We start from the raw sequence: 14,978 nt of genomic DNA on the forward strand, positions 1-14,978 counted from the left end.
GGTAAGAACCGGCAGGGTCGGGTACCGGGCAGACTCGAAAGCATGCCTTTCGAGTATCGAGCCGAGATAGTGGAGCTGCTGCGCGCGCCCTCGCACGCGTACTTCGGGAGATCCAAGGACGGCCCGGCCGACGTGCCGACCGAATTGCCGGACAGCGTCGAGATCGTCGCCCACAAGGGCATCCGCGGCGATCGGTTCTTCGGGGTCAAGGCTCATACCGAGGCAGCGGTGAGCTTCCTGGCACTCGAAGCCTGGGACGCCGTCGGCGAGGTTCTGGGCGTCGACGTTCCCGACCCGGCCGTGGCCAGGCGAAACGTTGTGGTCCGCGGGTTGGAGCTCGACCCACTGCGCGGACTGGAATTCGAACTCGATTCCGGTGACGGCTGGATTCGCTTCCGGGGCGGCCGACCTGCCCATCCGTGCGCGTGGATGGACCGCATGGTGGTCGACGGCGCTCGCAAGGCACTGATCGGTCGCGGCGGATTGCGGGTCGAGCCGCTCTCGGACGGAATCCTGCGAGTCGGGCCGCTGTCGGTTCGCTCCCCGGTCGAACTGGATGCCTCGCGAGCTGCGCTGTCGGTTCGGCGCGCGCAGCCCATCTGACGCGAAGCCGGGGTCGCTCTTGCTCACGAAGTAAATCTATGCCCATAATGTGAGCAATGGTGCGACGCATCACACCGGCCCGCCACGCATGGCGGCGGTCACTCTCTGGTGGAAAGACCTACCGATGTCCGATTTGTGGATCGTGATCAACACCGTCGTCGCAGTACTGGCGGTGGTGGTCTTCATCGTTCGTTTCCATTTCAACCCGGTGATTTCGCTGGTGCTCGGGGCTGCGTACCTGGGCCTGGCGACCAAGCTGGGAGTGTCGACCACTGTCGACACGATCACCGGCGGATTCGGCGAGATCATGGCCGAGGTCGGATTGCTCATCGCGTTCGGCGTCCTGATGGGTTCGGTGCTGCAGGAGATGAGCGCCATCCAGCGTCTCGTCGGCACTTTGCTGAGAGCCTTCGGCCCCAAGCGGCTCCCGTACGCGCTGTCGCTGACCATCGCGACTCTGTTGCAGTCCATCTTCCTCGACGTGCTGTTGGTGATTTCCGCACCGCTCGCCCGCAACCTCGCCCCCAAGATCGGCAAGTACGGCACGGCGAGGATGGCGACGGCGCTGGCCATCGCCCTGGAGTGCGGCATCGTGTTCATGGTTCCCGGAGTCGCGACGCTCGCGTTGGCCGGACTGCTCGGCGTGCCGTTGGGCAAGATGATGATCTACGGACTGATCCTTATCGTTCCTGTCGTCGTGCTGTCGGTGGCCATCATGTCGTTCGTCTTCCGGCACGGTTGGTGGAACGAGGAGAAGGACGAGCAACAGATCACCGTAGTCACTGAGCCCGGGGGCCCGGAGCCTGTCGAAACCGACGACGAGCCACTCGACGCCGGCGGCGGCGTGGCCCAGAAAGTGCGCACCGAGAAACAGACCTCGCTGCTGGTGTTGCTCTCGCCGTTGCTGCTCGCGCTCGTCCTGATCGCGATCGGTGCCGTTCTCGAAGTCGCCGAGATCTCGGTTCCGGTGGTCGAATTCATCGCCAGCCCGGTCATCGCGTTGCTCCTCGGACTGGTCGGGACGTGCCTCATCGGCCGTTACCACGTCGGTCAGGAGCGGGTGGAGAAAGCTCTCGCTCGTGGTTTCGCCGAGAGCGGCCAGATCCTCATCCTCACCGGTGTCGGCGGATCGCTCGCAGCCGTCATCAACGAGGCGGGTCTCGGCGACATATTGGGCCAGTACTTCACGGCCAGTACCGCGGCTCCACTGTTGATGGTGTGGGTCATTGCGGCCGCGTTGCACATCGCCGTCGGATCGGTGACGATCTCCGCCATCACCTCGGCCGGCATCCTCGCGCCTGTCGCGCCGCTGATCGGTCTCGACCCGGTGTTCATCGCGCTCGCCGCCGGTGCCGGATCGCTGTTCGCCGTGCACGTCACCAGCAACACGTTCTGGCTGCTGCAGTCCTTGATGGGCCAGTCGACGAGGGGCACACTCAAGACGTGCTCGGTGGGTGTGTCGGTGGCATCGGTCATTGCCATTGCCTTGATCGTGCCGATGAGCTGGATCCTGTGACCTCTTCCGCGAATATCGAAAGGAACACAATGGCATTGCCGCTCAGTGGAGTTCGAGTTCTCGAACTCGGCAACTACATCGCCGCACCCACGGCGGCCAGGATGCTCGCCGATTTCGGTGCCGAGGTGATCAAGGTCGAAAGGCCGGGTACCGGCGACGAATTGCGCAATTGGCGGCTGTATTCCGGTACGACGTCGATGCTGTACCGCACGATCAACCGGAACAAGAAATCGATCGTGTTGGACCTGCGCACCGAGCAGGGCCGCAAAGATGTGGTCGACCTCGCCGCGCACTGCGACATCGTGCTGGAGAACTTTCGGCCCGGCACACTCGAGAAGTGGGGGATCTCGCCCGAGGTTCTCAGTGCCGCCAATCCGGAGCTGATCATCACGCGCATCTCGGCATTCGGGCAAACCGGTCCGATGTCGCAGCGACCCGGATTTGCCGCTGTGGCAGAGGCGTACGGCGGTTTCCGCAACCTCGTCGGTGATCCGGACAGGCCGCCCGTGCGGGTCGGTGTGTCGATCGGCGACTCGATCGCCGGTCTCTATGCGGCGTTCGGATGTGTCATGGCGTTGTTCCAGCGACAGACGCAGCGCGCAGCAGAGAAATCGGACCCGTTGTCGCTCGAACAGCGTTCCATCGACGTGGCCTTGAACGAATCCATCCTGTCGATGATGGAGTCGCTGATCCCGGATTATCTGGCCTACGGCGTCGAACGTGAACGGACGGGCGGCCGGATGGAGGGCATCGCGCCCTCGAATGCGTACCCGTGCAACGACGGTCACTCGATCATCATCGCCGGTAACGGCGACGCCATCTTCCAGCGTTACATGGAAACCATCGACCGTCCCGATCTGGGAGCCGATCCGGACCTGGCGACCAACGCCGGCCGGTGGCGTCGCCGGGACGAGCTGGACGCCGCGATCTCGGCTTGGACCGGATTGCGTTCGCGCGCCGAGGCATTGAAGATACTCGATGCCGCGGGGGTGCCGTCGGGTCCGATCTACACCGCTGCGGACATCGTCGCCGACGAACAGTACGCGGCCCGCAACATGATTCAGCACTTTCCGGTCGACACCGGCCAGGGAGAGCCCACCGACGTCGGGTTCGTCGGAGTTGTCCCGGTGATCGGTGATGCATCCCTGCCGATCCGTTCGGTCGGGCCGGATCTGGGCGAGCACACCAGAGAAGTACTGTCGACGCTGCTCGGCCGGACCGACGAAGAGATGGGCCTGTAGATGTACCGATTCACCCCCACCGCGGAGCTACGCGACGTCACGATGCGCGACGGACTACAGCTCACCGGCAAGATGCTCCCCACCGAACGCAAACTCGAGATCATCAGGGCCCTCATCGAACTCGGCGTGCCGGCACTCGAGGTCGGCTCGATGGCACGCGGCGACAAAGTGCCGCCCATGGCCAACACCCTCGAGGTCATCGGCGAGCTGACCGCCGAGGAACTCGAGCGATGCTGGGTGTGGGTCGCCACTCCACGCCACGTCGAGAAGGCCGCTGCTGCAGGGGCTCGCAACTTCCAGTACTGCTTCTCCGCGTCGGACTCACACAACCAGGCCAACATCGGGCGCACCACCGAGGTGTCGCTGGCCGCGATGCCCGATGCCGTCGACATCACCCGCTCGGTGGGCGGACAGATCGAGCTGTGTATCGCAACGTCGTTCACCTGTCCTTTCGAGGGACAGGTACCGCCGGATCGGGTCATCGAGATCGCCAACGACGAACGAGCTACGGGCGCAACGGATATTGTCATCTGCGACACCCTCGGACAGGCAGTACCGGTTCAGGTGTCGTCGCTGATCTCACGGGTGCGCGCGGAAACTCCGGACCGCCGGGTGGTGTTCCACGGTCACGACACCTGGGGTCTGGGCGTCGCGAACACTCTCGCCGCCATCTCGGCCGGAGCCGCGATGGTCGACGGTTCGCTCGGCGGACTGGGCGGCTGCCCCTTCGCCCCCGGTGCCAGTGGCAACACCTCGTCCGAGGACATTCTCTTCGCGACGAGGCCGGATTGGTTCGAGCCGAAGACGCTGGCACGCATGGTCTCTCTGTCGGAGGGCCTGCTGGCCGAACTGGAGGAGCCCATGCGATCGAAAACCGTGCAGGGTGCCAGGTCCGAGGCGCACGTGTTCGAGTGGGTCGTATGAGCCGCATTCTCGTCACGTCGGAAATCCCGGCTCCCGGCATGGACATTCTGCGGGCTGCCGGCGAGGTCGACCTCCGCGAGTTGGACCACGAGCAGCTTCTCGACGCCTGCGCATCGGGTACGTATTCCGTGGTCGTCTCGCAGTTGCGCGACCGGTTCGATGCGAAGCTGCTGGCCTCGGCATCACTCGTCGGGATATCCAACTATGCCGTCGGATTCGACAACATCGACATCGCGGCCGCCACACGCCACGGAATCACCGCCGCGAACACTCCAGGTGTGCTGACGGATTCGACCGCAGACATCGCGATGCTCCTCATTCTGTCCACGGCCCGCCGCGCCGTCGAGGCCGATGCCTTCGTTCGGTCCGGATCCTTCACCGGGTGGGAGCCCGAACTGCTGCTGGGCAGCGATGTCTCGGGCCGTGTGCTCGGCCTTGCCGGTTTCGGTCGTATCGCTCGGGCCACCGCTCGGCGGGCACTGGGTTTCGGAATGACGGTGAAGTTCTGCCCCCGGCCGCCCGGCGACCGAGAGGTCTCCGACGACGAACTCGGTGAGTTCGCCGGCCGCATCGAACATGCGGCGTGGGACGAGATCGTCGCAACGAGTGACTTTCTGTCGCTGCACGTCCCGTTGTCGGACTCCACCCGGCATCTGGTCGATGCTGCCGTGTTCGAGGCCATGAAGCCGTCGGCGATTCTGATCAATACCGCGCGTGGGCCAGTGGTCGACGAGGCAGCGCTGGTGATTGCTCTACGTGAGAAATCTATCGCTGCAGCAGGATTGGACGTCTACGAACGCGAACCTGCGCTCGAACCGGGCCTGGCCGAACTGTCCAATACCGTGCTCCTACCGCACGTGGGCAGCGCGACGGTCTCGGTGCGCTCGGAGATGGCGCGCCTGTGCGCCACCAATGCCGTGGCGATGCTGCGCGGTGAGCTCCCGCCGCACCCGGTCAATCCCGAGGCCTGGGGTCAGGCAGGGTAGCGGCCGCCGAGGGTCCGGGTGATCTGTTCGGCATGCGAGATCAGCAGGTCCACCCAGGCCTCGCACTGCGACTGCGGCATCCGTAATGTCGGGCCGCTGATGGTGACGGCACCGACGATGTCCGAGGCCGAATCGAACACCGGAGCGGACAGCCCCGATGCGCCGGTTTCGCGCTCACCGGTGGTGATCGCGTAGCCGTCGGACCTTGTCTGCGCCAACAGTTCCCGCATCGTCTCGGCCTCGGTCACCGTCTGCTCGGTCAGCGATTCGAGTTCGCGGGACAGAACACGCTCGGCCAGTTCCGAGTCCCAGGCCAGTAGGACACGGCTGGCCGATCCTGCGCTGAGCGGAATGACCTTGCCGACGTACATGTCTCGTCGCAACGCATGCCGCGTCTCGGCAATGGCCACGCACACGCGGTAGTTCTGCTCGGGCCGAAAGAAGCACGCTGTCTCGGTCGTCAGATCGCGCATGTCCTTGAGGATCGGATTGACGACCGACAACACGTCGAGATCCTTGGTCGCCGTCGCGGCCCAGTACGCCATCCGCACCCCGATGCGGATGCGATCGCCGCCTCGATCCAGGAAGCCCTGTTGAACCAGGTTGGTGACCAGACGCTGCACCGTCGAGGTGGGCAGCCCGGTGCTCTGCTGAATCTCGCCCAGCGTCATGGCCGGGCGATCGAACGAGAACGCATCGAGAATCTCGGTGATCTTGCCCAGCACGAGAAGCGGCTGCTGCTTCGGCGAATTCTCGGTCACTCGACCAATCTACGTGTAGTGCGTCGATCGGCGAAGTGGTTGATCGGCTTGGCCAGCAGCAGGATCAGCAGTGACCACAGGCCGAGTGGTGTGAACGCCAGACCGAACGCGATCAGGATCAACGCCGAGCCGACGGCGCCGGTGCGGACTCGTTCCACGTCGCGAGAGTCAGCGGCCACGATCGACGGGTGCCGCGAGACGACGACGTCCGCGACGAACATGGCGATGACGGAGACAGCGATTGTGGCGACGTACAGCGTCGACGAACTCGAGTCGTATCCGTTCTTCTCGGCGATCAGCTTCGTCGGAAAGGGGAGGAACACGATGGACAGTAGCCACACGAAATTGATCCACATCAGTGCAGGTGTGTAGCCGATCAGATTTCGGAAGACGCGGTGGTGGCTGAGCCATTGAGTGAAGATCACCAGAAAGCTCAGGACGAATGCATAGAATTCCACACCGTGCTCACGAAAGACGTCCACGAAGCTGTCGCTCCGGCCAGGGTCGGCCAACTCGACGAGCGGTAGAACCAACAGCGTGGCCGCGATGGCTACCACGGCATCGCTGAAATTGACCAGTCTCTCGAAACCGCGTTGATATTCCATGTCAGCCCATCTCGTATTCCATGTCAGCATTGTGCTCCCAGTACGGGTAGCGTCCCAACGATGTCCGAGCGACGTACTCTGACCACCGGGCGAGTGGTGTTTCTGGTGGTTGCTGCCGCAGCACCGATGGCGGCCATGATCGGTAACGTGCCACTGGCCTTGATTCGCGGAAACGGGGCTGGGTTGCCTGCCGCGTACGCGATCAGTTCAATTGTGCTGCTGTGCTTCTCGGTGGGTTTCGCGGCGATCGCACAGCAGGTGTACAGCACCGGGGCGTTCTACACCTACATCGGTCTCGCGTTGGGTAAACCGCCCGGAATTGCTGCCGCATATGTCGCAGTTGTCGCATATACGTCACTTGCGTGCGGGCTTTCGGGAGCATTCGGCTATTTCACCCATCTGGTCTTCGCCGATTCGGGCATCGATATTCCGTGGTACGTCTTCACCGGCGTTGCCGTGGTGATCGTGGCAATTCTCGGGTTCCGAAATGCCGACCTCTCCGCCAAGGTCTTGGGGACACTGATGGTGCTGGAGTTCGCTTTTCTGGTGGTGTTCGACGGCTTGGTCGTCGGGCAGAAGGGCGCTGCCGCAGTGCCACTGGAGTCGTTCACACCCACTCAGGTGTTCTCCGGTTCGCTCGGTATCGCCATGATGTTCGCCTTCTCGAGCTTCATCGGGTTCGAATCCGCAGCGTTGTACGGGGAGGAGACCAAGGACCCGCGGCGGAGCATCCCGCGTGCGACGTTCATTGCGGTGTCGATCATCGCGGTCTTCTACGTCACGACGAGCTGGATCGTCGTCGGTGCGGCAGGCGGTGTCGACGCTCCGGCGCTGGCCCAGACCGAACTGGGCAACCTACTGTTCACGCTGGCGCGTGAGTACGGCGGAACCGTGCTGTACGACGGCACCGCAGCGCTGCTGTGCACCAGCGTGCTCGCGTCGTATCTGGCGGTGCACAACGCCGCCAGTCGTTATCTGTTCGCGCTGGGGCGTGAGCGTGTACTTCCGGTGGGGCTCGGCCGAATTCACCCGCGGCACGCGAGCCCGCATATCGGGAGCATCACCGCATCGGTGGTGGCAGCGGTATCGCTGACGGGCTTCGCGGTGGCCGGTGCCGACCCCTACCTGAGCTATGCGGCCGGTGCCATCGGCCTCGGCACTCTGGGTGTCATCGCGCTGCAGGCCGCCGCGGCACTGTCGGTGGTCGTGTTCTTCATCGGCCATCCCGATCGATCCGTGTGGCGCACCGCGATTGCCCCGGGCATCGGATTTCTCGGGTTCACGACCGGATTGATCCTCGCCGGAACGCATTACAGCGTGCTCACCGGATCCGATTCTGCCGTCGTCAACGCGGTACCGGTGGTGCTGATCCTCGCAGCGATCCTCGGGGTCCTGGTGGCTCTACGCCTGAGGCGAACCGACCCGACAACTTACGCAGGCATAGCTGCGGCATATGCGCGGAGCTGAACCTGTCACCGGCGCGATTCGAGTAGCCGGAGCCAGATTTCGCTGACCGTCGGATACGACGGCACCGCATGCCACAGATCGTCGAGCGATACCTTCCCGACCACGGCAACGGTGGCCGCGTGCACCAATTCCGCCACCCCCGGCCCGACGAAGGTCGCCCCGACAAGAGTGTCGGTGGCCCTGTCGATCACCAACTGCGCACGACCCGAATAGTCGTCCTGCTGTAGGGAGGAACCCGCGACGGCGATGTCCTGGGCCGCGATCTCGACGTCGATACCGGCTTCGCGCGCCTTGGCCTCGGTGAGCCCGACCGAGGCGACCTCGAGGGGCGTGAACACGACCTGGGGAATCTGTCCGTGGTCGGCGGTGGCGCGAAACTTCTTGTGATCGAGCGGCTTTCCCTCGGCCCGGGCGGCGATGACGTCACCGGCCACCCGTCCCTGATACTTGCCCATGTGCGTCAACGGTGCCCGGCCGTTGAGATCGCCGACGGCATAGAGCCAGTCGTGGTCCCCCACAGTGAGGTGGTCGTCGACGTCGACGTATCTGCCGTCGGGAAGACCGACGGAGGTCAGTCCCAGATCCGAGCTCGCCGGGGAGCGGCCCGCCGCGACCAGCACCTCGTCCACGACGAGGTCCTCGCCGCCGACTGTGAGAGTGACCGGACCACCGTGGATTCGGCCGACGCCGGTGTCAGCGGGATCTTGCCGCGACACGGCCGTCAGGGACGCGTCGAGCATGATCGTTGCGCCGCGTTGTTTCAGTGCGTCGGCGACGAGCTGCCCGGCGAACGGCTCGGAGCCGGCCAGCAGGGACGAGCCGCGCACGATCATCGTGACTTTCGCCCCCAGGGACAGCAGCCATGTCGCTGCCTCGCTCGCGACGACACCGCCGCCGATGATGGCCACGTGGCCGGGGGTCTCGTGAATGTTCGTGGCGTCGCGGGAGATCCACGGCCGGGCGTCGCGAAGACCAGGCGTGTTCGGTACCGACGCGGTCGTGCCGGTAGCCAGCACCACCGCGTGCCGAGCTGTGAGCGTTCTGCCGTCGACCTCGACGGTCTTGACGCCGCTGAGCCGTCCGTGGCCCCGGATCACCGAGATGCCTGCGGACTCGGCCCACGACACCTGAGACGAGTCGTCGAGGCCGTGGGTGAAGGATTCGCGTCGAGCCAATACGGCGTCGGCGTCGAGGGGCTGATCGCCGACCAGTTCTTTCACGCCCGGCATGTTTCGGGCGGTATCGAGCACCTCGCTCGGCCGCAGGAGCGCCTTGCTGGGCATGCATGCCCAGTACGAGCATTCGCCGCCGACGAGTTCGTGTTCGACAATGGCGGCGGTGCGGCTGCTGCCTTGTATCGCGTACTGCGCGGCATTCTCACCGACGGGTCCTCCGCCGATGACGATCACATCGAATTCCGAGCTCTCTGGGGCCATTGCTCCACAGTGACATAGGCTCCCCGCTTATGGCGACCACTCGGAGCAAGATTCTGATCACCGGCGCGAGTTCAGGACTGGGCGAGGAGATGGCGCGCCGCTTCGCGGGCATGGGCCGGGATCTCGCGCTCTGTGCGCGACGGGTCGAGCGGCTCGACGAGCTCCGCTCCGAACTCATGACGCAGCATCCCGGGATCACCGTGGCTGTGCGCGCCCTCGACGTCACCGATCACGATGCCGTGGTGACGGTGTTCGGCGAACTGCGCGACGAGTTGGGCGGCCTGGATCGAGTTGTCGTCAATGCCGGACTCGGCAAGGGTGCGAAAATCGGATCCGGTCGCGCCGACGCCAATCTGCAGACAGCGCGCACCAATTTCGTCGGTGCGCTGTCGCAGGCCGAGGCTGCGTTGGCAATATTTCGGGCCCAGAAGCACGGGCACCTGGTGTTCGTCTCGTCCATCAGCGCCGATCGAGGTCTGCCCGGTGCCAAGGCGACCTACTCGGCCAGCAAAGCGGCGGTGGCCTCTCTGGGAGAATCGTTGGCCACCGAGTTGGCCCGAACCGACATCGTCGTCACGACGCTGCTGCCGGGCTTCATCGCCACCGACATGTCGGCCGGCGCAGGCGACAGTGCTGCTCTCACAGCCACTCTGGACGAAGGCGTCACCGCGATGGTCCGTGCCATCGAAAGCGAAACGCGCCGCGCCGCGCTGCCCGGCCTGAAATGGCGAGGCATCGACGCGGCGCTGCGGTTCCTGCCGAACGTGCTGACGGATCGAATGGTCTGACTGCAGGAGTGGAGCCTGCGGAATGACCGGTTCGATGCAGGAGTGGAGCCTGCGGAATGACCCGGTTACTGCAGGAGTGGAGCCTGCGGAACGACCAGAGTTACTGCAAATACCCCTCGACCTGGTTGACGCTGTTGGCCGTCGCCGAGTCGGGGTCCTTGCCGGCGTCGATGCGTGCGCGGCGCTGCCGAAGCAGATCCCAGCACTGATCGAGGGCGTGTTCGAGTGACGCGAGCTGCGCCTTCTCGGTCTCGGGGTCGATCTCGCCGGCTTGGGTGTCGGTGCGCAGCTTGTGCTCGGTGGCGATCAGCTGCTGAATCTTGGTGTGGATATCGTGCTCGTTCATGGCTGCAACGGTAGACCTACCAGGGTGCACCGGCCAGGTTTCGCCGCGCCAGAGCGCGGTGCACCGCTGCAGTGAGCTCTGCCGCCGATCCGACCAGCACGTCGTCGGTGCACACCAGGGAGAGTGTGTAGCGCCCGTCCATCCGGGACAGGTAGGTCGACAGCCTGATCGTCGACAGAGGGATCGGTCCCGTCGGTGCGGGGTGGATCGCGCGGGTGGCCAGACCGCAGGATCGATGTGGGCCGAGGGTCGTCAGAGCGTTCGGAATGTCGCCGATGTTGGAGCACAACACTTCTCCGCGCCCCGGCGTCGACGTCAACTTCGCCGCAAGGCGGTGGGGGAGCAGTTGGACAACCTCGGGCGGGTACCCCGCGGGCGCTCCGACGGGCGCGGCGAAGGCAGCTTTACACGCCGCGCGCACTGCCGTCGGCGAATCGTCTCCGCGAACGTCGACGGTGGCCATCCCGATCGAGTTCGCGTCGCCGGATCCGGTGCGGAAGGGGATGTCGACGGTCACCGTGGGTGAGCCGAGTTCTGCCATGGTCGCGGCGACGACGCACACGAACAACGAATTGGGTGAGCCACCACCGAGCTCGGCAGCCGAATCCCACTGCGCTGCATCGACGTCCACGACCACCGAGAAGGCCCGTCGAACACGGTGGGGGCGTGTGCGATTCGAGTCGGATGCCGTGAACGCGCGCAGCTCGGCCCGAGCCTTCGCACTGACCCACAGTCGAGCGGTTGCGACGATCGACCGCACGAGCACGGTGACGATCATGCGCAGAGCGTCCGCTGCATCCGAACCGGGGGAGGCGATCGGTTCGGTTTCTACCGAGCCCGAAAACGACTGTGCGGCAGCGTCGATGAGCCCACGGGCATCGGCGAGCGCATGCGAGCACACCAGCGATACGACGGTACCGCCGCCGGTCAGCGGAGCTGCCGTCAACCGCCAGCCCGGTCCGTATTGCGGATCCAACTGCACATCGGCCTGGTGGTCGGCCCACTCGATGGCGTCGTCGACCGGCTCGGAGGCGACCGTCAGCGGCAGCGAGGTGGAACAGACGTCCCATCGGAGCCTGGCACCGGGGATGCGAGGCACGCCGACCTGTCGACCCAGCTGCCCACGTGCGAGCGCAGCGTGTACCCGATCGAGTTCGTCCTGGGTCACCGACTCGGCAGTACGCCAAATACCCTGCAGTGCAATCGGTGTGCCGTACCCGCGGTGTGTGCGGAGAAAGATTTCGTCGATCACCGACAGGCGGGTCGAGGTCACGGACTGGGGGTACCGTGTCGCCCCGCGCCAGAGGCGAACCGACTCGCTCCGGTGAGCGCGTCGGCGGTGATCGAGATGGCACCGTGCCGGAACTCGTTCTTCAGCGCGGCTTCCTCGTCGAGGCCGTCTTGCTCGAGGACGGACAGCCGATCCTCGCGCATGCAGGTCTGGGGCAGCAATGCCAGTTCGGCGGCCAGCGCCTCGGCCTCGGATCGGGCACGGCCGACCGGAACCACCCGGGTGATCAGACCGATGTCCAACGCCTCCTGGGCGGCCACGGCGCGTCCGGTGAGAATCATGTCCATCGCTCGTCCGGTGCCGATGATGCGCGGTAATCGCACTGTGCCGCCGTCGATCAGGGGCACGCCCCAGCGCCGACAGAACACGCCGAACGTGGCGTCGTCCTCCGCGATGCGTAGGTCGCACCACAGGGCGAGTTCGAGCCCACCCGCGACGGCGTATCCCGACACCGCGGCGATGACCGGCTTGGACAACCGCATTCGCGTCGGGCCCATCGGACCGTCGCCGTGTTCGGTCGCGTGGTTCGACCTGGGTGTGCCGAGCGCCTTCAGATCGGCACCCGAGCAGAAGGTTCCTCCTTCGCCCCACAACACGGCAACCGACGCGGATTCGTCGGCATCGAATTCCTCGAAGGCCTGGGTGAGTTCCTGAGCAGTGGGCCCGTCGACGGCGTTGCGTGCCTCCGGGCGTGAGAGGACCACGGTGGTGACGGGGCCTGATCGTTCGATCCGTACCGGCATGGTTACGAACCTACTCGAGTCCCCTTGCGTGAAGCATTGAATCAGTGCTTCAATCCTTCAATGCCCTACCGGCGAACACCCGCAGTGCAGGCCCGGCTCGATGCCGGCCGAACGAAACTGCTTGCTGCCGCCGTCGAGGTCCTGTCCACCAAGGGATACGCCGGCCTGTCGGTGGCCTCGGTCGCCTCGGCCGCCGGCGTGTCCGCGGGCAGCGTCTACACCCACTTCGACGGCAAATCCGACCTGGTCGTCGAGATCTTCCGGCAGGTCTGCACCCGAGAAGTGGCTGCGGTGGTCGCCGTCGCCGCACACGGCAGCACATCCGAGCGAGTCGCCGCGGTGGTGCAGACCTTCGCCGGGCGGGCCCTGAAGAACCGCACGATGGCCTACGCGCTGCTCGCCGAACCGGTCGATCCAGCAGTGGACGCCGAGCGGTTGGTGTTCCGGCGCAAATTCACCGCTGCGTTCGCCGACGCGATCGTGGCAGGAATCGCGGCCGGGGAAATTCCCGATCAGGACGCGGCGATCTCGGCCGCCGGCCTCGTGGGTGCCGTCGGCGAGGTGCTGGTCGGTCCGTTGTCCTCGCACGAGTCCGTGGACGTGGTCCCCGGTCTCGTCGCTTATTCGTTGCGTGCGTTAGGAGTTCGAGATGAACACACATGAGGTCTTCAATCAGGCGACCGACCTGACGCCCTACGACGTGTCCGACGACGCCTCGCTGCTGGACGGCCTCGACCGAGCCGGCGGCGGTTGGGCGCGCGACGAGGTGCGGCGATTGGGCGCTCTCGCAGGCGGAGTCGAGGCCCAGGAGTGGGGCAGGCTCGCGAACGAGAACCCGCCGGTGCTCAGGACTCACGATCGGTACGGCCATCGCGTCGACGAGGTCGAATTCCATCCGCACTGGCACGATCTGATGACCGTCGCGGTGCAGCACGGACTGCACGCCAGCCCGTGGACGGACGACCGAGTGGGTGCGCACGTGGCCCGCGCCGCGAAATTCTACGTATGGGGACAGGCCGAAGCAGGCCACATGTGCCCGATCTCGATGACCTACGCCGTCGTACCGGCGTTGCGGCACAACCCCTCTCTCGCCGCGCAGTTCGAGCCTCTGCTCGCGTCCCGGGAGTACGACTTCGGGCTGCGCGAGCCGTCGAGCAAACGCGGCTTGATCGCCGGTATGTCGATGACGGAGAAGCAAGGCGGCTCGGACGTTCGCGCCAACACCACCACCGCTACCCCGTCGTCGGACGGCACCTATTCGATCGTCGGTCACAAATGGTTCACCTCGGCACCGATGTCGGACATGTTCCTCACCTTGGCCCAGGCACCGGGCGGGCTGTCGTGCTTCATGTTGCCGCGGGTGCTGCCCGACGGCACCCGTAACCGAATGATGTTGCAGCGCTTGAAGGACAAGCTCGGCAACAAGTCCAACGCCTCGGGAGAACTGGAGTACGACGGTGCGACCGGCTGGCTCGTCGGCGAGGAGGGCCGCGGGGTGCGCACCATCATCGAGATGGTGAACATGACCCGGCTGGACTGCGTCATCGGCTCTGCTGCCGGTATTCGCAACGCCACCGTCCGCGCGGTGCATCACGCACGTCACCGAGCTGCCTTCGGTGCGCAACTGATCGATCACGCTCTGATGCGAAACGTATTGGCAGACCTGACCATCGAATCCGAAGCGGCGACCGCGGCCATGATCCGCCTGGCGCAGGCCACCGACGGTTCCGCTCGCGGCGACGAGCAGGAGAGCTCGCTGCGCCGAATTGCTCTGGCCATCACCAAGTACTGGGTGTGCAAACGAGCGCCGGCCCACGCCGCCGAAGCACTCGAATGCCTGGGCGGCAACGGCTACGTCGAAGAATCGGGCATGCCTCGGTTGTTCCGCGAATCGCCGCTGATGTCGATCTGGGAGGGCTCGGGCAACGTCGCCGCACTCGACTCGCTCCGCGCACTGGCCCGTCAACCCGACAGCGTCGAGGCGTTCTTCGGTGAGATCGGCAAGGCGTCGGGTGTGGACTCTCGCCTCGACGACGCCATCGCCCGCGTCGGGAAAGAACTCTCCGACACCTCCGACATGGAATACCGCGCCCGCCGCGTCGTCGAACTGATGGCATTGACCTTCCAAGGTGCGCAGCTGGTGATGCACGGGAATTCCGCTGTCGCCGACGCTTTCTGCGCCAGTCGACTCGACCGAGACTGGGGCATTGCCTTCGGCACCCTGCCCGTCGGAGTCGATACGGCGGCTGTGTTGGCGCGGGTGTGATGCGG

The 14,978-nt window shown here is 65.3% G+C and carries 15 protein-coding genes; 9 read left to right on the top strand and 6 right to left on the bottom strand.

Going from position 1 to position 14,978, the window contains the following annotated elements; translation table 11 throughout:
• Positions 1-42 precede the first annotated feature (42 nt).
• The 5 genes from ASH04_RS13705 to ASH04_RS13725 all read left to right on the top strand — a co-directional run bounded on the left by ASH04_RS13705 (position 43) and on the right by ASH04_RS13725 (position 5,270).
• On the top strand, positions 43-603 hold the full coding sequence (locus ASH04_RS13705) for a molybdenum cofactor biosysynthesis protein (RefSeq protein ID WP_057473722.1): 561 nt from the start codon (positions 43-45) through the stop codon (positions 601-603).
• Between the two features lie 124 nt (positions 604-727).
• Entirely contained in the window at positions 728-2,119 is a 1,392-nt protein-coding gene (locus tag ASH04_RS13710; RefSeq protein WP_032385841.1) for a GntP family permease, read from the top strand.
• A 29-nt stretch (positions 2,120-2,148) separates the two neighbouring features.
• A complete protein-coding gene (locus ASH04_RS13715; RefSeq protein ID WP_032365946.1) occupies positions 2,149-3,360 on the top strand; it encodes a CaiB/BaiF CoA transferase family protein in 1,212 nt (403 codons plus the stop codon).
• Positions 3,361-4,284, top strand: coding sequence for a hydroxymethylglutaryl-CoA lyase (locus ASH04_RS13720; RefSeq protein WP_057473723.1), 924 nt, complete (start codon positions 3,361-3,363; stop codon positions 4,282-4,284).
• The gene (locus ASH04_RS13725; RefSeq protein WP_057473724.1) at positions 4,281-5,270 is read left to right on the top strand and encodes a 2-hydroxyacid dehydrogenase; all 990 of its coding nucleotides are present in this window, start codon (positions 4,281-4,283) and stop codon (positions 5,268-5,270) included. Before ASH04_RS13720 ends, ASH04_RS13725 begins: the two co-directional genes overlap by 4 nt.
• Here the strand turns inward: ASH04_RS13725 and ASH04_RS13730 are convergent.
• Together ASH04_RS13730 and ASH04_RS13735 are read right to left on the bottom strand one after the other, a co-directional pair.
• Positions 5,258-6,031, bottom strand: a complete 774-nt coding sequence (locus ASH04_RS13730; protein WP_228139160.1) for an IclR family transcriptional regulator — start codon at positions 6,029-6,031, stop codon at positions 5,258-5,260. The genes ASH04_RS13725 and ASH04_RS13730 overlap by 13 nt on opposite strands.
• Complete coding sequence (locus ASH04_RS13735; RefSeq protein WP_027495998.1) at positions 6,028-6,636, bottom strand: TMEM175 family protein; 609 nt, start codon at positions 6,634-6,636, stop codon at positions 6,028-6,030. The genes ASH04_RS13730 and ASH04_RS13735 overlap by 4 nt, the downstream gene beginning before the upstream one ends.
• Positions 6,637-6,696: 60 nt before the next feature.
• Here ASH04_RS13735 and ASH04_RS13740 point away from each other — a divergent pair, with 60 nt between their 5' ends.
• The gene (locus ASH04_RS13740) at positions 6,697-8,103 is read left to right on the top strand and encodes an APC family permease (RefSeq protein WP_057473725.1); all 1,407 of its coding nucleotides are present in this window, start codon (positions 6,697-6,699) and stop codon (positions 8,101-8,103) included.
• 5 nt (positions 8,104-8,108) lie between these two features.
• Here ASH04_RS13740 and ASH04_RS13745 read toward each other — a convergent pair whose 3' ends face one another.
• Complete coding sequence (locus tag ASH04_RS13745; protein WP_057473726.1) at positions 8,109-9,539, bottom strand: dihydrolipoyl dehydrogenase family protein; 1,431 nt, start codon at positions 9,537-9,539, stop codon at positions 8,109-8,111.
• A 29-nt stretch (positions 9,540-9,568) separates the two neighbouring features.
• On the opposite strand from ASH04_RS13745, the gene ASH04_RS13750 reads away from it, so the two are divergent.
• On the top strand, positions 9,569-10,327 hold the full coding sequence (locus ASH04_RS13750) for an SDR family oxidoreductase (RefSeq protein ID WP_032381715.1): 759 nt from the start codon (positions 9,569-9,571) through the stop codon (positions 10,325-10,327).
• A 100-nt stretch (positions 10,328-10,427) separates the two neighbouring features.
• On the opposite strand, the gene ASH04_RS13755 is transcribed toward ASH04_RS13750, so the two are convergent.
• From ASH04_RS13755 to ASH04_RS13765, 3 genes are read right to left on the bottom strand one after another with little or no spacing between them, the layout of a single operon-like run.
• On the bottom strand, positions 10,428-10,673 hold the full coding sequence (locus ASH04_RS13755) for a DUF2630 family protein (protein WP_057473727.1): 246 nt from the start codon (positions 10,671-10,673) through the stop codon (positions 10,428-10,430).
• A gap of 16 nt (positions 10,674-10,689) precedes the next feature.
• Complete coding sequence (locus ASH04_RS13760) at positions 10,690-11,946, bottom strand: hypothetical protein (protein WP_057473728.1); 1,257 nt, start codon at positions 11,944-11,946, stop codon at positions 10,690-10,692.
• Positions 11,943-12,707, bottom strand: a complete 765-nt coding sequence (locus ASH04_RS13765) for a crotonase/enoyl-CoA hydratase family protein (protein WP_027496004.1) — start codon at positions 12,705-12,707, stop codon at positions 11,943-11,945. Before ASH04_RS13765 ends, ASH04_RS13760 begins: the two co-directional genes overlap by 4 nt.
• Before the next feature lie 60 nt (positions 12,708-12,767).
• Here ASH04_RS13765 and ASH04_RS13770 point away from each other — a divergent pair, with 60 nt between their 5' ends.
• The gene (locus tag ASH04_RS13770) at positions 12,768-13,370 is read left to right on the top strand and encodes a TetR/AcrR family transcriptional regulator (protein WP_057473729.1); all 603 of its coding nucleotides are present in this window, start codon (positions 12,768-12,770) and stop codon (positions 13,368-13,370) included.
• Positions 13,357-14,973, top strand: a complete 1,617-nt coding sequence (locus tag ASH04_RS13775; protein WP_057473730.1) for an acyl-CoA dehydrogenase family protein — start codon at positions 13,357-13,359, stop codon at positions 14,971-14,973. The genes ASH04_RS13770 and ASH04_RS13775 overlap by 14 nt, the downstream gene beginning before the upstream one ends.
• Positions 14,974-14,978: the final 5 nt, after the last annotated feature.

It is taken from the genome of Rhodococcus sp. Leaf233 (assembly GCF_001426165.1).
In the GTDB taxonomy this organism is placed as follows: Bacteria; Actinomycetota; Actinomycetes; order Mycobacteriales; family Mycobacteriaceae; genus Rhodococcoides; species Rhodococcoides fascians.